This is a genomic window from Methylobacterium adhaesivum, from assembly GCF_022179065.1.
Classification (GTDB): Bacteria; Pseudomonadota; Alphaproteobacteria; order Rhizobiales; family Beijerinckiaceae; genus Methylobacterium; species Methylobacterium adhaesivum.
The window spans coordinates 45,319-61,301 of the sequence record NZ_BPQD01000017.1; the positions used below are offsets into that span (position 1 = coordinate 45,319).

Below are 15,983 nucleotides of genomic sequence, written 5' to 3' on the forward strand. Positions count from 1 at the left end.
CGCCCGCCTTCTCCGCGCATCGGTTCGGCGAAGGGCCGACCGGACAGGACTTGCATAGATCATCGCGGCGCCGCCCGCGACGGCCGATCCGACGAAAGAAGGCCCCCGATCATCGACCGGGGGCCTTCCTCGCATTGGGACGCGGCGGTGAGCGCTCAGACCGAGCGGGTTGTGTCGGCGGCGCGCTTCTGGGCCATGTAGGCGTCGAATTCCTCGCGGTCCTTGGCCCGCTTTAGACCCTCGACATACTCGGAGAACGCGCGGCTCTCCTCGGCGAGCGCCCGGCGCTGGGCATCGAGCCGGTCGAGCTCGGCCCGGCGATACTCGTCGAAGGCGCGGTTGCCGGTGCTGCCGACACCGTTGGCCGCCTCGTACGCGGCGGCGAAGCGCGAACGCCCCGTCGTGCCGGCGGAGTTCCAAGCCGAACCCCAGGCGCTGCTGCGGTTCGCCAGACCCCGCAATTCGCCGAGGGCCGGGTAGCCGGCGATCTTCCAGGCCACGTAGGCCGCGGCGAGGGGCCACCAGTAGAGGAAGCCGACGACGATGGCGCCGATCTCGAAGGAGCGTTTGGGAAACGGGCCGCTGCGGCAGGTCTTGCCCGAGGCCCAGGGGGAGGTGGAGGAAAGACTCACGGCTCACGGCTCCAATGTTAATGTGAACGACATTTACTTGCGGATGCAGAGTCGGGCTTTCAAGGGGCGGGCGCCGGCCTTTCGCCGGCCGGTGTGCGGATGCGGAGCCCGTTCCGTCGCGCGACGTCCCGATCAGGCGCGCGGGGACGGTCCCCCAGCGCCATGCACGAGGGCGAGGACGCCGGCGCGGAGAAGCTCGTACTTGTCGGGCACCCCCGGTCCCCGGGGCAGGTGTCCGGAGGCGGCCAGGGTGGCGAGACCGTGGGAGAGGGCCCAGACCTCGAGGGCCACGAAGCGGGGGGCGACGCCGCCGAACCCGTCTGGGAAGGTTGCCTGCAGGGCGTCCACGAGGAGATCGAACGGGCTCGGGCGGGGGCCGGCTTCGGAATTCGGCACGCCGGCCGGCAGACCCCGCGTCTCGAAGATGGCCGCGTAGTAGCCGGGCTCTTCCTCGGCGAAGGCGAGGTAGGCCTCCCCCATGCGGGTAAAGCGCTCCAGCGGCGTGCCACGGGCGGCGAGCGCCCGGGCGAGGCGTTCGGCGAGGTCGGTGAATCCGCGCCCCGCCACCTCCTCCAGCAGAGCTTCGCGGCCCCGGAAATGGCGGTAGAGCGCGGCCGGCGTCACGCCGACGAGGCGGGCCGCGTCGACGAGGGTGAACCCGCCGACCCCGCGCTCAGCGATGAAGCGGCGCGCGGCCTCGATCAGGGCTTCCTTGAGGTTGCCGTGGTGGTAGTTGCGCCGGTCGTCGGGGCCTTCGCGCCAGGGTCGCACGCCGTTGTCCTCGTGGGGGCCACCCCGTTACGACGGGTGAGCGGTCCTTCGGGTGGGGACCGCACCCCACCCCTACCACGCGCACGGGGTTTATCGATCCCGTTCTGTCGATCAGTAGACAAAGCGTGCCGCGTCGACGCAGGCGCGCAACAGGTCTCGGGTCAGAGCCGGAACAGGGAGCCGGCCGCGTCGCGGGCGGCGGATTTGGCGTCCCGCGCGGCTTCGAGGCGTACGATCTCCCGCTGCAGGAGCACGATGCGCTCCGAGAGCTCCGCCACCGAGAGGGTGTCGAGGGGTTCGCCCACCCGGTGTGCCGGGGCTGGGGTCGGGCGGGACTCGTCGTCGTCGCGCATGGGACCGCTCCTTTCGTCTGACGTTACCACGCTTGCCCGGCGTCGAGGGGGGCGAGGCCGAGATGGCGCGCCACCGTGGCGCCGATATCGGCGAAGGTCGCTCGGCCCCCGAGGGCGCGGGGGACGATCCCGGGGCCGAAGGCGAGGATCGGCACCTGCTCGCGGGTGTGCTCGGTGCCGGTCCAGGTCGGATCGTTGCCGTGGTCGGCGGTGACGATGCAGAGATCCCCGGCCCGCAGCACGGCCTCGATCTCTGGCAGGCGGGCGTCGAAGGCTTCGAGCTCGGCGGCATAGCCCGGCACGTCGCGGCGATGGCCGTGCTCCGTGTCGAAATCCACGAGGTTGAGAAAGACGAGGCCGCCATCGGGCAGGTCGCGGAACGCGCCGAGCGCCGCATCGAGGCAGGCGGCGTTGCCGGCGGGCTTGATCTCGTGGCCCGTGGCGCGGTGGGCGAAGATGTCGCCGATCTTGCCGACGCTGACCACGGCCCGTCCCTGCGCGTCGAGGCGATCCAGCAGGGTCTCGCCCGGTGGCTCGACGGCGTAGTCCTTCCGATTGGCCGTGCGGCGGAACCCCGTCTCGGGTGAGCCGAGGAAGGGCCGGGCGATCACCCGGCCGACACGGTAGGCGTCGCACAGGTCGCGGGCGATGCGGCAGGTGGCGTAGAGGCGCTCTAGGCCGAATGCCGTCTCGTGGGCGGCGATCTGAAACACGCTGTCGGCCGAGGTGTAGCAGATCGGCTTGCCCGTGCGGAGGTGCTCGGCCCCGTAGCGCTCGACGATGGTGGTGCCGGCGGCGTGGCAATCGCCGAGGATGCCGGGCAACCGCGCCTGCGCCACGAGAGCCGCCACGAGAGCGGGTGGAAACGCCGGCACCGTGTCGGGAAAGTGGCCCCACGGCTCCCGCACGGGCACGCCGGCGATCTCCCAATGGCCCGAGGGGGTATCCTTGCCGGCGGCGGTCTCGACGGCGTGGCCGTAGGCGCCCGCGACCGGGCCGGCGGGTGCGAGGTTCGGCGGGATGCGCCCCGTTGCGCCCTCCGCAGCGAGGCCGAGGCCGAGGCCCGTGAGATGCGGCAGGCGCAAGGCCCCCCGGCGCAGGCCCGCCCGGTCGCCGCGTCCCGCCGCGCAGGCCTCGGCGATGTGGCCGAGGGTGTCCGAACCCGAATCGCCGTAGGCGCCGGCATCGGGGGCGCCGCCGATGCCGACGGAATCGAGGACGATGAGGAGGGCGCGCGGCATCGGGCGCCTCAGGCCGGGACCGGATCGGCGATCGCGTCGCTGCGCAGGTCGAAGGCGGCGGCGAACAGGGCCTGGGTGTAGGGATGGCGTGGATTGGCGAAGATCGCCTCGGCGGGGCCTTCCTCGACCACGTGGCCGTTCTGCATGACGAGGACGTGGTTGGCGAGCGCCCGCACCACCTTGAGGTCGTGGGAGATGAACAGATACGCGAGGCCGCGCTCGCGCTGGAGGTCGCGCAGGAGGGTGACGATCTGCGCCTGCACCGAGCGGTCGAGGGCCGAGGTCGGCTCGTCGAGGACCACGAATTTGGGCTTGAGCACGATGGCGCGCGCGATGGCGATGCGCTGCCGCTGACCGCCGGAGAATTCGTGGGGGTAGCGGTCCATGGTCGCCGGATCGAGGCCCACATCCGCGAGGGCGCCCGCCACCACCGCCTGGCGCTCGGCTCGGCTCCTGACCGCGCCCTGCACCGCGAGGCCCTCGGCGACGATGTCGCCCACGGTCATGCGCGGCGACAGGGATCCGTAGGGATCCTGGAACACCACCTGCATGTCGCGCCGGACCGGCCGCATGGCCGCCGGAGCCAATCCGGCGATGGAGCGGCCGAGGAAGACGATTGGGCCGTCGCAGTCCGTGAGCCTGAGGAGAGCGAGGCCGAGCGTGGTCTTGCCAGAGCCCGATTCGCCGACCACGCCCACGGTTTCGCCGGCCCGCACCGTCAGGGACACGCCGTCGACGGCCTTCACGTGGCCGGTCGTGCGCCGCAGGAGGCCCTGGCGGATGGGAAACCACACCTTGAGGGGGCCGGCGGCGAGGAGTTCGGCGGCGCCCGCCGGGACGGGGTTGGCCCGGCCCGCGGGCTCGGCGGCCAGAAGCCGCTGTGTGTAGGCGTGCCGGGGCTGCGCGAAGACCTCGGCCGTCGCCCCCGCCTCGACGATGCGCCCTTGAAGCATGACGCAGACCGAGGTGGCGATGCGCTGCACGATGCCGAGGTCGTGGGTGATGAACAGCATCGCCATGCCGAGGCGCTTCTGCAGGTCGGCCAGCAGGGTGAGGATCTGCGCCTGCACGGTCACGTCGAGGGCCGTGGTCGGCTCGTCGGCCACGAGGAGATCGGGTTCGCAGGCCAGGGCCATGGCGATCATCACCCGCTGGCGCTGGCCGCCGGAGAGTTCATGAGGATAGGCGGTGAGGCGCCGCGCGGCATCGCGCAGGCCGACGAGGTCGAGCAGTTCGAGGATTCTTTCGCGCGCTCTCTTGCCTCTCAAGCCGCGATGCACCTCCAGCACCTCGCCGATCTGGCGCTCTATGCTGTGGAGTGGATTGAGCGAGGTCATGGGTTCCTGGAACACCATGGTGATGTCGGCGCCCCGAACCTGGCGCAGATCGCGCTCGGGCAACGTCAGCAGGTCCCGCCCCCGGAACAGGATGCGGCCGCCCGGATGGTAGGCGCTGCCGTCGAGGAGGCGCAGGATCGACAGGGCGGTGACCGACTTGCCGGAGCCGGACTCGCCCACCAGGGCGAGGGTCTCGCCCGGCGCGATGGTGAAACTCACACCGTCCACCGCCAGGGTCTCGCGCTCGCGGGAACGGAAGGCCACGGACAGGTCCTGGACGTCGAGGAGCATGTCGGTCATCGGGCGGACGTCATGGGGCGGACCGGGGTGAGACGTGAGAGATCGGGTTATAGCGCGCGACACCGCGATGGGCGAACGCCGAACCGTGATTGATCGCGGCCGCCGGTGCCCTACAACCCATGGGGTGATCGTCCCGCGTGCCGCCCTTCCCGCCCTCCTCCTGTGTCTCCTCGGCTCCGCCCCCGCGCTCGCCGTGGCGGCGGAGGGCGGCGAGACCGTGGAGCAGGCCTTGTGCCGCCTCATCGAATCCTCTGCCCATGCCCGCGCCCTGCCCGTCCCGTTCCTCACCCGGCTGATCTGGCGCGAGAGTGCGTTCCGGGTCGGCGCGGTGAGTCCCGTGGGCGCGCAGGGGGTGGCTCAGTTCATGCCCGGCACGGCGCGCGAGCGCGGGCTGACCGATCCGTTCGACCCGGAGCAGGCGATCCCGCACGCGGCTCATCTCCTGGCGGACCTCAACCGCCAGTTCGGCAATCTCGGCCTCGCGGCGGCGGCCTATAACGGCGGCCCTGGCCGGGTCTCGGCCTGGCTCGCCGGCACCGGCGGCCTGCCGGCCGAGACGCGCAACTACGTCCTGGCTATCACCGGCGCCCCGGCGGAGGATTGGCGCGGGGGGGCGGGGGTCGAGATGCCGCCCGAGGAGGGCGAGGCGGGCCAGACCAAGAAGACCGAGGCCCCGAAATCCGAAAAAACCTGCCTTCAGGTGACGGCGGCCCTGCGCATTCCGTCGCGCGGCGACCGCTTCGCGCTCGGCGGCAACGAGGGGCCGGCGGCGCCCTGGGGCATCCAGCTCGCGGGCAACTTCTCCAAGGCCCTGGCCCTTCAGAGCTTTTCCCGGGCGAGAAAGCTCTACACGAGCGTGATCGGCGAGGTTCGGCCGATGATCATCGGCACGCGCCTGCGCAGCCGCGGTACCCGGGCGTTCTACCGCATCCGGATTCCGGCCCAGAGTCGCGAGGCCGCCGACAGCCTGTGCGGTCGGATTCGCGGCGCCGGCGGTGCCTGCCTTGTCCTGCGCACCTGATGGGATCGATACGACTCCGATTCGGCGTCCGCGCGCCATGAAACCGCCGTGTGCACCCTGTCACAGGAGGGCAACGCTGCCTTCAGAGAGATGCATGATCCGGGTTCTCGCCGTCCTTGCCAGCCTCATCGGTCTCGCTCTCATCGCCGCTGGCATTACGGCCTGTTCGCCGCTCGCCCTGTTCGACGCCATTGGGCCGCGTGACCAGGGCGGTCGGCTGGCCCTGCACAACGCGCCGTTCGGCTCCCATGCCCGCCAGCGCCTCGACGTGTTCACCCCCGTGGCCGCCACCGGCGGCGCGCCCGTGCTGGTGTTCTTCTACGGCGGCTCCTGGAAGAACGGCACGAAGGAGGATTACGCCTTCGTTGGTCAGGCGCTGGCCGCCCAGGGCTTCGTGACGGTCCTGCCCGATTACCGGCTCTACCCGGAGGTGCGCTTCCCCGACTTCCTCGACGACGGTGCCGCGGCCATCGCCTGGGTGCGGGACAACATCGCGCAGTATGGCGGCGATCCGCGCCGGATCGTGCTCGCCGGCCATTCGGCGGGCGCCTACAACGCCGTGATGCTGGGGCTCGATCCGCGCTATCTGCGCCGGGCGGGCGTCGATCCGAAGGTCGTGCGCGCCGTCGCCGGCCTCTCCGGCCCCTACGATTTCCTGCCCTTCGACGCCGGTACGGCCTCGGAGGTGTTCGGCGCGGCCCCCGACGCCGCTGCGACTCAGCCGGTGACCTTCGCCGGATCGCACTCGCCCCCGGCCTACCTCGCCACCGGCGACACCGACACCCTCGTGCGCCCGAGCAACACCCGCAGCCTCGCCGCGCGCCTGCGCGAGGCCCGCGTACCCGTGCAGGAGCGCGTCTATGCCGGACTCGACCATTCCGACACCCTGCTCGCCCTCTCGGTGACGTTCCGCTCGAAGGCCCCGGTGCTGGCCGAGATGGCCGCCTTCCTGCGCCAGTATTCGGGCGGCGAGCGCGTGCCCGCTCGCACGGTCAACCGCTGAGGCGGGGGCCGACCGCTATCTCCGCCGGAGCCGGTCCCGCGCGGCCTTGTGGTTCGGCGCATCGGAGAACGCCCGGTGCATCGCACGCCACAGGGGCGTGCGGGCCAGCGCCTCGTCGAGGGGCAGCGCCCGCTGGATCAGCCCGTCGGCGCGGCGGCGCTGGGGGTTGGTGTTGAGCCAAGTGTTGGCGTTGGTGATGTCCCAGGTCAGCACGTTCAGGGTGGCCGGTTCGTCGAGGAGCACGTCGAGGAAGCGCCGCGCGAGGTCCGACACCGCCCGGTCCCGTGTCGCGAGGTCGGCGGGAAAGTCGCGGTCGTTGACGTCGAGTTCGGTGACCTCGATGGCGAGGCCCAGGCCGGCCACCTCGCGCAGGAATCGGCGCAGCGTGTCCTGGTCGAGGGGATACTTGGCGTAGAGGTGGCCTTGAAGGCCGAGGCGTCGGATCGGGACGCCGCGCCGGACCATGCCCTCCAGGGTCTTGAGCACCATGGCGCGGCGCGGGGCGATCCAGTCGGCGTCGAGTTCGAGGTCGTTCTCGTTCCAGACCCCGGCCGCCGCCGGATCCGCCTCGTGCAGGAGCGTGAAGGCGAGGTCCACGTACCGGGGGCCGAGGGCGGCGAGCCAGGGGGTGACCCTGAGGCCATCGGCGCGGGCATCGCCCGGGCCGCAGATCTCGTTGACCACGTCCCAGGCCTCGATCCGCCCGCGGTAGCGCCCCGCCATGGCGCCGATCCATTCCCGCATGAACCCTTCCGCCTCCCGGGCGATGCGGGGCAGTACCCAGGCCGGCAGACCTTCGTGCCAGACCAGGGTGTGGCCGCGCAGGCGCTGGCCGTTGGCGTCCGCGAAGGCGGCGGTCTCGTCGGCGAAGGAGAAATCGATTGGGCCGGGCGTGCGCCACGCATAGGCGAGCTTCATGGCGTTCTCCGGCACCAGGATGCCGCATTCCCGGGCAAGGGCGCGTCCATAGGCGGGGTTCTGGCGCAGGGGCGTACTGTTCACGGCCGAGCCGTAGGCGAGGCCTTTCTTCGCCGCCGCTGCGTTGAGGCTATCGGCCGCCCAGGATCCAGACGGCTTGGCCAGCGAGGGCCCGCCGGCGAGGGTCGCCGCGCCGCCTGCGAGGAGGTCGCGCCGCGTCGGCATCATCCATCCTCCTGCGGGCTCGCCACCTCCGACGGGATCGGGCGCGGGCGCCGGTCCGCCCCGATGGCTACGAAGGTGAACAAGCCTTCGGTCACCTTCCGGGTCGCCTCGCTCTCGCGCTCACGGCGCCAGACTTCGACCTGAATGCGCAGCGAGGTGCGGCCCACCCGCACGATCCAGGCGTAGATGCTGACCTCGTCGCCGACGAAGACCGGGCTGTGGAACGTCATCGCCTCCACCGAGATGGTGGCGCAGCGCCCCCGCGCGCGCCGCGCCGCGACGTTGCCGGCGGCCAGATCCATCTGGCCCATGAGCCAGCCGCCGAAGATGTCGCCGGCCGGATTGGTGTCGGACGGCATCGCGATGGTCCGCACCACGGGCGGTCCCCGGTCGGTCGGCTGCTCGGTGGGGGTGGGCGGGGGCGTGTCGGCGGTCATGGGTCGTTCCGGTGGCGAGAGGGTGCAACCTATCCCAAACCGCGCGCCGATCGGGCCCGCCGGGTGACATCACTCGGGAAGCGTGAACACCACGAGGGCGTCCCCCGTGCCGAAGCCCGCGCCCTTCGTGAAGGAGGCCCCGCCCGCCGCGACGGCGACGTACTGGCGGCCGTCGAGGGCGTAGGTGATGGGCGGGCCGCCGATGCCGGCGCCGCACTGGAACCGCCACAGCACCGCGCCGGTCTTCGCATCGTGGGCATCGAGGTGCCCATCCTCCTCACCGGAGAACACAAGGCCGCCGGCCGTCGCCAGGGTGCCGCCCGACAGGCGGCTGCCGGCCTTGACCGACCATGCGATCGCCCCGCCCCGCGCGAGGTCGACGGCCGTGAGGGTGCTGAACGACGGCTCGCCCGGTGCCTCCCCGGTCTCGGTGTAGCGGATCGCCGGGCGGTTACCCGAAGCCGGTACCGTCTTCACCCGGTAGGTCGTGGCCCCATGCCGGACCTGGGCGTACGCGATGGCGGCGCCGGGATCGTAGGCCACGGGGTGCCACGAGATGGCGCCGAGCGGCCCGGGACTCACGACGGTCCCGGCGGTGGTCGGTGGCGCGTGAGGGTTCTTGTGTTCGATGAGGGGCGCCGAGCGGGCGAGCAGCCGGCCGTCCGTGCGGTCATGCACGTAGAGCCAGCCGGTCTTCGAGGCCTGCGCCACCGCCTTCACCGGCCCCTGCGGGGTCGCCTGGTCGAGGAGGAAGGGCGGGCTGGCGACGTCGTAGCCCCACTCGTCGTGGGGTACCTGCTGGTAGTACCAGCGCAGGGCGCCGGTCTTCACGTCGAGGGCGACGAGGCTCATGGTGTAGAGGTTGTCGCCCGGCCGCGAGAGGCCGAAGTTCTGCGGCGCCGGATTGCCGGTGCCGACATAGAGCAGGCCGAGATCGGCGTCGTAGGCCGGGGTCATCCACAGGGAGCCGCCGCCGACCTTCCAGGCGTCGCGATGGGCCGGGGCGGCGGCTTTCTCGGCGGCGATATCGCGGTGGAGCGGCACCCCGTCGGGGGTCTTGTCGACGAACCCGCCCTCCCAGCCGTCCTGCTTCGTGACGTACCAGCGCCAGCGCTCCGCCCCCGTCTTCGCGTCGTAGGCGGCGAGCCACCCGCGCCGGCCGTAGCCGCCCTCGATGCCGACGACGGCGCCGCCATCGAGGCCGCCCGCCGCGTCCTCGACGTGCAGGCCGTAGCCCGCGCCCGCGACACCGACGATGACGAGGCCGTCGGCCACGAGGGGCGGCATCTTGAAGCCGAGGCGGCTCGAGCCCTGGACGGTGCCGGCGCCGAGCGTGTCGGCCAGGGCCGAAGCGGTCTCCGACTCCCCCTCCTCGGGGCGCACGGCCTCGTGGTCCCACACCACCCGGCCGGTCTTGGCGTCGAGGGCGATCACCCGCCCGTCCATGGTCGCCTCGAACACGAGACCGTCCGAGACGGCGACTCCCCGGTTCGAGGGCGGCCCGAAGATTTTTTCCGTGCGGGCCTTGTGGGTGTAGGTCCAGCGCACGGCGCCGGTTCGCCCGTCGAGGGCGGCGACATGGTTCTGCGTCGTCGAGACGTAGAGGGTGCCGTCCACCATCACGGGCTCGGCCTGGAAGTAGCCGGTGATGCCCGTCTGGAAGAGCCAGGCCGGGCGCAGGCGCGCCACGTTGCCGGCGTCGATGGCGGTGAGGGGCGAGAAATGCCGGTTGGTGTGGTCGCCGCCGAACATCGGCCAGTCTTGCGCCGCGCAGGGGCCGAGGCCCACCAGGGCGAGGGCCGAGCCGGCGAGCAGGCCCCGGGTGGTGCGGCGAACCATGGCGTTCTCCTCGGCCGGTCTCGTTGGGGGCAGCCTCGCTGTGGGGCACCCCTAATCGGTTCTGGTTAGGCGAGGCGGGTCCCATGAGGCAATCCGACGAAGGCACGCAGGCCTTCCGTGCTCAAAACACCAGAAACATATGTTGCAGGAAAGGTACGGCCGGCGAATAGACGCCACTGTTCTGGAATGAGTCGAGCTTGGCCGTAGAGGTCTCTGGAAGACTTCGAAACTGGGTAGGTCTCGACGATCGGCCGACCTATTGACCGAGACGATCGGCTCCTCCTAGCGCGGCGTATCCCGTCTTGAATGGTATGCGTTCGTGGCACACGTGATCGATCCCCTGAAGAATTCGGTTCCCTTCGGCACGCCGACGGCGCTTCTCTCCGCCGTACTCTTCGGGGCGACCCTGGGGGCGGGCACCGGTCCGGCGGCGGCGCAGTCTGCGACGGACGCGACCCAGGAGGTACACCTCGACGAACTCGCCATCGCGGGAAACGGCATCCCCTCGCGCAAGGCCGACGGCTACCTCGTCCGTGACAGTGTGAGCGCGACGCGTACCGACACCCCCTTGCGCGACGTGCCCCAGACCGTCGTGGTGGTGCCGGCCCAGGCCCTTCAGGACGCCGCCGCCACCCGTGTCGACACGGCCCTCGACCTTGCGGGCGTCGGCCGCGCGAATAATTTCGGTGGCCTCGGACTCACCGAGTTCACGATCCGTGGGTTCCCCACGGGCGAGTATTACCGCAACGGTTTTCCAATCAATCGCGGTTACCCCAATTCTCCCGACATCGTGTCCATCGAGCGCATCGAGGTTCTGAAGGGTCCCTCCGCCTTTCTCTACGGACGCGGCGACCCGGGCGGGACCTTCAACATCGTCACCAAGCAGCCCTTGGCTGAGCGCTCCTTCGCCCTCGGAACCCAGTACGGCAGCTATAACATGAAGCGCAGCACCTTCGACGCGACGGGGGCGCTCGACGAGAACGGACAGATTCTCGCCCGCATCACGGGTGCGGTGGAGGACAACGGCAGTTTTCGCGATTTCGTGCGCAGCGACCGCTACTACCTCGCCCCGGTCATCGCCTGGAAGCCGAGCGCGGACACGACGATCACCCTGGAAGGCGAATTCATCAGCGCCGACCAGACCCTCGACCGCGGCATCGTGCCGGTTCGGGGCGACGTCCGCGCTGTATCGCGCACCCGCTTCATCGGCGAACCCGCCATCCCGCCGATGCGCAACGACAACGCCCTCGGGCAATTGCGCATCGAGCACCGGCTCGATCCCGATTGGGTGGTGACGGCGGGCGCACAGGTGCTCGGTGGCAATCTCGCGGGCAATGGCGTCGGGGCGCTGGGTGTCCTGGCGGATGGCCGCACCCTGCGGCGGACCTACGAGTTTCGTGATCTGAATTGGTCGGACCTCGACCTTCAGCTCAACCTCGCGGGCAAGTTCGACACCGGCCCGTTCCGCCACACCCTGCTGACGGGGCTCGAATATGACAGCTATCGCTACCGCGAGGTGTTCAGCCGCTCAAATGCCACGACTAACCCGTTCTTCCTCGATCTCCTGAGCCCGCGATACGGCCAGGCCCTGCCGCCGATCACCGCTTCCGTCACCAATTTCCTCCAGAACACGCAGAGCTACGCCGGCTACGTGCAGGATCAGATCGACCTGACGCCACGCCTCCATGCCCTGGTCGGAGTGCGGGTCGAGGATCTGGGGCTCGTCACGACGAACCATCTCAATGGCGCCACCACGAGCCTTCAGGGTACGGCGGCGACGCCCCGGTTCGGCCTCGTCTACGATCTCCTCGACACCGTGTCGGTCTACGGCAACTACGCCCGCTCGTTCCGTCCCAACACCGGCACGGGCCGGACGGGCCAGCCCTTCGCCTTCGAGGAGGGCGAGGGCTACGAGGTTGGCGCCAAGTTCAGCTTGCTCGACGACCGCCTGAGCGCCACCGCCGCCCTGTTCGACATCCGCCGCAGCAACGTCCTGACCGTCGATCCCGTCGATTCGAACTTCAACGTCGCGGCGGGCGAGGTGCGCAGCCGTGGCTTCGATCTCAGCGTCGCGGGGTATCTGGCCCCCGGCTGGCGGGCGATCGGCAGTTATGCCTATGTCGATGCGGCGGTAGTCCGGGACAACACGATTCCGGTGGGATCCCGGATCGCGAACATTCCGCGCAACAGCTTCGCGGTTCAGAGCGTCTACGAGTTCCAGGGCGGCGACCTGCGCGGTCTCGGCCTCGGGGCGGGCGTCACCTATGTCGATCAGCGCGTGGCCGGAACCGCCGTCTCGACCTTCAGGCTCCCCGAATATACGCTCTTCAACCTGATCTCGTACTACCAGATCACCCCGGAAGTGCGGATCTATCTCAACGTCGACAATGTGTTCGACACGACCTACTACGACCGTGCTTGGCAGAACCGCTACGCCACTCCGGGCCTGCCGCGTACGATCACAGGCGGCGTTGCGGCCCGGTTCTGAGCGTTTCCCGTGATCCTAGGATCACGGTAAGCCTACGGGCGGAACGGATCGGGCCTATCGGAACGCCATCACCAGGGCGCCGACGGCGATCGTCCACAGGGCCAGGGTTGACCATATGGCGCGCCGTCGGGTGGCGCGGGCGAAGGCATCGAGGCGGTCGGCATTGCCGGTGCCGGCCTCGTCGAGGCGGACGAGGATGCGGCGCAGGCGCTGCGCGAGGTCGGGGAGGTCCGAGACCACGTCGGTGATGGTCAGGGCCGCGCGGCCCACGCCCTCGATCCGGCCGAGGGGCCCGAGGTTGCGGGCGATCCAGCTGCGCACCACGGGCTCGGCCCCGGTCCACATGTCGAGCTGCGGGTCGAGGGACCGGGCGACGCCTTCCACCACCACCATGGTCTTCTGCAGCATCACCAGCTCCGTGCGCGTGCGCATGTCGAACAGGGCGGTGATGTCGAACAGCAGGGTCAGCACCTTGGCCATGGAGATCTCGTCGGCCTTGCGCTGGTGGATCGGCTCGCCGATGGCGCGGATGGCCTGGGCGAAATCGTCCACGGAATGGTGCGCGGGCACGTAGCCGGCCTCGAAATGCACCTGCGCCACGCGCTTGTAGTCGCGCAGGATGAAGCCGAGCAGGATCTCGGCGAGGAAGCGCCGTTCGTTGTGCCCGAGCCGGCCCATGATGCCGAAATCCACGGCCACGAGGGTGCCGGTCGGATCGACGAACAGGTTTCCGGGATGCATGTCGGCGTGGAAGAACCCGTCCCGGATGGCGTGGCGCAGGAACGACTGGATCACCGCGCGCCCGAGTGCCCGCGAATCGTGTCCGGCCGCCTCGATGGCGGCCCGGTCGTTGAGGGGGATGCCCTCGATCCACTCGCTCGACAGGACGTCGCGGGCGGTGTGCTCCCAATCGGGCCGGGGCACGCGGAAGTCGGTGTCGTCCTTCGTGTTCTGGGCGAGTTCCGACATGGCCGCCGCCTCGAGGCGGAAATCCATCTCCATGGTGACGGAGCGGGCGAGGATCTCCACCACCTCGCGTGGGCGCAGGCGTTCGGCCTCCGGCGACAGGGCGTGGACGATGCGGGCGATGAACCGCATGACCCGCAGGTCGCGCTGGAAACGCTCGCGCACCCCCGGCCGCATCACCTTCACGGCGAGCACCCGCTCGGTCCCGTCGGGATCGAGGATGTGGGCCTTGTGGACCTGGGCGATGGAGGCCGCCGCGATGGGCTGGCTGAACGAGACGAAGAGGCTCTGCACCGGCTTGCCGAGCGCCGCCTCGATCACCCGCAGGGCCACGTCCTGGGGGAAGGGCGGCACCCGGTCCTGAAGGGTCTCGAGATCGCGCGCCGCCTCGAGCCCGACGATGTCGGGCCGGGTCGCGAGGAACTGCCCGAACTTGACGTAGGACGGCCCGAGGCGGGTGAGCGCCCGCTGGAGGGGGCCGGCCCCGGTGCCGAGCCCCCGCCGTTCCAGCAGCCGTCCGGCCCTGAGGGCGAGGCGCAAGTGGGGCGGCAGGTCGCCGGCCTCGATGAGGGAGAGGCCGCCCTCGCGGGCGAGGACGAAGCCGACATGGGCGCCGCGGAGCAGGGAGGCGAGCATCAGGCGAAAGGCCCGCTCACGAGACCTTCCAGCCCGAATGGATCGCCACGATGCCGCCCGACAGGGGCCGGTGGCTCACGTGGCGGAAACCGGCAGCTTCGATCATCCCGGCGAACCGGCCCGGGCTCGGGAACTTGCGGATGGATTCCACGAGGTAGCGGTAGGATTCCGCGTCGCCCGCGACTTTCGAGCCGAGGCGCGGGATCACGTGGAACGAGTAGGCGTCGTAGATCCGATCGAGGACCGGCAGATCGACCTTCGAGAATTCGAGGCAGAGGAAGCGCCCGCCCGGCTTCAGCACGCGGTGCGCTTCGGCGAGCGCCCGGTCGATGCGCGGCACGTTCCGGATGCCGAACGCGATGGTGTAGGCGTCAAAGCTCTCGGAGGGCAGCGGCAGGGCCTCGGCGTTGGCCGTGACGAAGTCGATGCGTCCAGAAAAGCGGGTCCCGGCCCGTTCGGCGCCGACCCGCAGCATCGCCTCGTTGATGTCGAGGACGGTGACGTGCGTCGCCGGGCCGCCGGCCTCCAGGGACCGGAACGCGATGTCGGCAGTGCCGCCGGCGACGTCGAGGTGGCGGAACGGGCGGTTCTGCGGCGGCCGCAGCATGGAGATGAGTTGCTGCTTCCAGGCCCGGTGCAGGCCGCCCGACATGAGATCGTTCATGAGGTCGTAGCGCTTGGCGACCGAGCGGAACACGTCGTCGACGCGCGCCTGCTTCTCGGCCAGTGCCACCTGCTCGAAACCGAAATGCGTGCGCTCGTCCGGGGGGGACCGCTCGGGCTGATTCATGTACCTCACCTCTTCGGCTGAGCGTCATAGCGAAAGGCGGGGCGAACCGCCATGTTCGCCAGCACCGCATCCGATCGCGCCAGGCGACCTGCCCCGGAGAGCCATGCCCGAACTGCCCGAAGTCGAGACCGTCCGCCGGGGGCTCGAGCCCGCCATGGTCGGCGCCCGGATCGCCCGCGTCACCCTGCGCCGGCCCAACCTCCGGTTCCCGTTCCCCGAGGGCTTCGTCGAACGCCTTGAGGGCAGCACGGTCCTGGCCCTCGCCCGGCGGGCCAAATATCTTGTGGCGCCCCTGGATTCGGGCGAGGCGCTCATCATGCATCTCGGCATGAGCGGACGCTTCGACGTCGCCATGCCGGACGGCCGCAACCTCTCGCCGGGGGATTTCTATCTCGAAGGTGCGCTTGGCACCCCGAAGCACGACCATGTGGTGATGGCCCTCTCGAACGGCGCCACCGTGACCTACAACGACGCGCGCCGCTTCGGCTTCATGGACCTCGTGCCCACGGCCGACCTCGCGACGTGCCGACATTTCGCCGCCATGGGGATCGAGCCCCTGAGCGAGGCCCTCGACGGGGAGGCGATCGCGCGGCTGTTCCGCCACAAGATCACGCCCCTGAAGGCCGCCCTCCTCGACCAGCGCCTCATCGCCGGCCTCGGCAACATCTACGTCTGCGAAGCCCTGCATCGGGCGGGCCTCCATCCCGAGATGCGGGCCGGGCGCCTCGCCGCCCCGGACGGCGCCCCCACTCCGCAGGCCCGCCGCCTGGCAGAGGTGATTCCGCAGGTCCTGGCGGAGGCGGTAGCTGCGGGGGGCTCGACCCTGCGCGACTACGCTCATACGGATGGCAGCGCCGGAGCCTTCCAGCACGCGTTCCGGGTCTACGACCGTTCGGGCGAACCGTGCCGGACCCGGGGCTGCACCGGACACATCGCCCGCATCACCCAGGCTGGGCGTTCGACCTTCTACTGCGCGACCTGCCAGGTCGACCCGCCCGTATCATCCCGCTAAACCTCGCGTATCAT

14 protein-coding genes are annotated in these 15,983 nt (G+C 70.5%); 4 read left to right on the forward strand and 10 right to left on the reverse strand.

The genetic code is table 11. From position 1 onward, the window contains the following. Positions 1-155 precede the first annotated feature (155 nt). From MFF01_RS14155 to MFF01_RS14175, 5 genes are all read right to left on the reverse strand, one after another. Positions 156-632, reverse strand: a complete 477-nt coding sequence (locus MFF01_RS14155) for a DUF2852 domain-containing protein (protein WP_238226384.1) — start codon at positions 630-632, stop codon at positions 156-158. 132 nt (positions 633-764) lie between these two features. Next, on the reverse strand, positions 765-1,403 hold the full coding sequence (locus tag MFF01_RS14160) for a TetR/AcrR family transcriptional regulator (RefSeq protein ID WP_238226386.1): 639 nt from the start codon (positions 1,401-1,403) through the stop codon (positions 765-767). A 161-nt stretch (positions 1,404-1,564) separates the two neighbouring features. Beyond that, complete coding sequence (locus tag MFF01_RS14165; protein WP_238226388.1) at positions 1,565-1,756, reverse strand: DUF1192 domain-containing protein; 192 nt, start codon at positions 1,754-1,756, stop codon at positions 1,565-1,567. A gap of 23 nt (positions 1,757-1,779) precedes the next feature. Beyond that, positions 1,780-2,997, reverse strand: coding sequence for a phosphopentomutase (locus MFF01_RS14170; RefSeq protein ID WP_238226390.1), 1,218 nt, complete (start codon positions 2,995-2,997; stop codon positions 1,780-1,782). An 8-nt stretch (positions 2,998-3,005) separates the two neighbouring features. After that, a complete protein-coding gene (locus MFF01_RS14175) occupies positions 3,006-4,634 on the reverse strand; it encodes an ABC transporter ATP-binding protein (RefSeq protein ID WP_238226392.1) in 1,629 nt (542 codons plus the stop codon). A gap of 67 nt (positions 4,635-4,701) precedes the next feature. On the opposite strand from MFF01_RS14175, the gene MFF01_RS14180 reads away from it, so the two are divergent. Together MFF01_RS14180 and MFF01_RS14185 are read left to right on the forward strand one after the other, a co-directional pair. After that, positions 4,702-5,655 (forward strand): lytic transglycosylase domain-containing protein, encoded by a 954-nt coding sequence (locus MFF01_RS14180; RefSeq protein WP_373319760.1) that lies wholly within the window; start codon positions 4,702-4,704, stop codon positions 5,653-5,655. A 94-nt stretch (positions 5,656-5,749) separates the two neighbouring features. Further along, positions 5,750-6,658, forward strand: coding sequence for an alpha/beta hydrolase (locus MFF01_RS14185; protein WP_238226394.1), 909 nt, complete (start codon positions 5,750-5,752; stop codon positions 6,656-6,658). Between the two features lie 15 nt (positions 6,659-6,673). On the opposite strand, the gene MFF01_RS14190 is transcribed toward MFF01_RS14185, so the two are convergent. From MFF01_RS14190 to MFF01_RS14200, 3 genes are all read right to left on the reverse strand, one after another. Next, positions 6,674-7,804, reverse strand: a complete 1,131-nt coding sequence (locus MFF01_RS14190) for an endo-1,4-beta-xylanase (RefSeq protein WP_238226396.1) — start codon at positions 7,802-7,804, stop codon at positions 6,674-6,676. Further along, the gene (locus MFF01_RS14195; protein ID WP_238226398.1) at positions 7,801-8,238 is read right to left on the reverse strand and encodes an acyl-CoA thioesterase; all 438 of its coding nucleotides are present in this window, start codon (positions 8,236-8,238) and stop codon (positions 7,801-7,803) included. The genes MFF01_RS14190 and MFF01_RS14195 overlap by 4 nt, the downstream gene beginning before the upstream one ends. Before the next feature lie 69 nt (positions 8,239-8,307). Further along, positions 8,308-10,077: a pyrroloquinoline quinone-dependent dehydrogenase gene (locus MFF01_RS14200; protein WP_238226400.1), complete on the reverse strand. Its 1,770-nt coding sequence runs from the start codon at positions 10,075-10,077 to the stop codon at positions 8,308-8,310. Between the two features lie 406 nt (positions 10,078-10,483). Here MFF01_RS14200 and MFF01_RS14205 point away from each other — a divergent pair, with 406 nt between their 5' ends. After that, positions 10,484-12,565, forward strand: coding sequence for a TonB-dependent siderophore receptor (locus MFF01_RS14205; RefSeq protein ID WP_373319762.1), 2,082 nt, complete (start codon positions 10,484-10,486; stop codon positions 12,563-12,565). Positions 12,566-12,619: 54 nt separating this feature from the next. Here the strand turns inward: MFF01_RS14205 and ubiB are convergent, their stop codons facing one another. Both ubiB and ubiE read right to left on the reverse strand, forming a co-directional pair. Then, on the reverse strand, positions 12,620-14,167 hold the full coding sequence (ubiB, locus tag MFF01_RS14210) for a 2-polyprenylphenol 6-hydroxylase (protein WP_238226402.1): 1,548 nt from the start codon (positions 14,165-14,167) through the stop codon (positions 12,620-12,622). A 16-nt stretch (positions 14,168-14,183) separates the two neighbouring features. Next, complete coding sequence (gene ubiE, locus MFF01_RS14215) at positions 14,184-14,957, reverse strand: bifunctional demethylmenaquinone methyltransferase/2-methoxy-6-polyprenyl-1,4-benzoquinol methylase UbiE (RefSeq protein ID WP_238226404.1); 774 nt, start codon at positions 14,955-14,957, stop codon at positions 14,184-14,186. Between the two features lie 103 nt (positions 14,958-15,060). Here ubiE and mutM point away from each other — a divergent pair, with 103 nt between their 5' ends. Continuing rightward, positions 15,061-15,969 carry a bifunctional DNA-formamidopyrimidine glycosylase/DNA-(apurinic or apyrimidinic site) lyase gene (mutM, locus tag MFF01_RS14220; RefSeq protein ID WP_238226406.1) on the forward strand — a complete coding sequence of 303 codons (909 nt, stop codon included), beginning with the start codon at positions 15,061-15,063 and terminating at the stop codon, positions 15,967-15,969. The last annotated feature ends 14 nt before the right edge of the window (positions 15,970-15,983 follow it).

Excerpts from the sequence above, each read along its gene's own strand:
- MFF01_RS14165 (WP_238226388.1), bottom strand. The coding sequence starts at position 1,756 with ATGCGCGACGACGACGAGTCCCGCCCGACCCCAGCCCCGGCACACCGG.
- MFF01_RS14170 (WP_238226390.1), bottom strand. The coding sequence starts at position 2,997 with ATGCCGCGCGCCCTCCTCATCGTCCTCGATTCCGTCGGCATCGGCGGC.
- MFF01_RS14175 (WP_238226392.1), bottom strand. The coding sequence starts at position 4,634 with ATGACCGACATGCTCCTCGACGTCCAGGACCTGTCCGTGGCCTTCCGT.
- MFF01_RS14180 (WP_373319760.1), top strand. The coding sequence starts at position 4,702 with ATGGGCGAACGCCGAACCGTGATTGATCGCGGCCGCCGGTGCCCTACA.
- MFF01_RS14185 (WP_238226394.1), top strand. The coding sequence starts at position 5,750 with ATGATCCGGGTTCTCGCCGTCCTTGCCAGCCTCATCGGTCTCGCTCTC.
- MFF01_RS14190 (WP_238226396.1), bottom strand. The coding sequence starts at position 7,804 with ATGATGCCGACGCGGCGCGACCTCCTCGCAGGCGGCGCGGCGACCCTC.
- MFF01_RS14195 (WP_238226398.1), bottom strand. The coding sequence starts at position 8,238 with ATGACCGCCGACACGCCCCCGCCCACCCCCACCGAGCAGCCGACCGAC.
- MFF01_RS14200 (WP_238226400.1), bottom strand. The coding sequence starts at position 10,077 with ATGGTTCGCCGCACCACCCGGGGCCTGCTCGCCGGCTCGGCCCTCGCC.
- ubiB (WP_238226402.1), bottom strand. The coding sequence starts at position 14,167 with ATGCTCGCCTCCCTGCTCCGCGGCGCCCATGTCGGCTTCGTCCTCGCC.
- ubiE (WP_238226404.1), bottom strand. The coding sequence starts at position 14,957 with ATGAATCAGCCCGAGCGGTCCCCCCCGGACGAGCGCACGCATTTCGGT.
- mutM (WP_238226406.1), top strand. The coding sequence starts at position 15,061 with ATGCCCGAACTGCCCGAAGTCGAGACCGTCCGCCGGGGGCTCGAGCCC.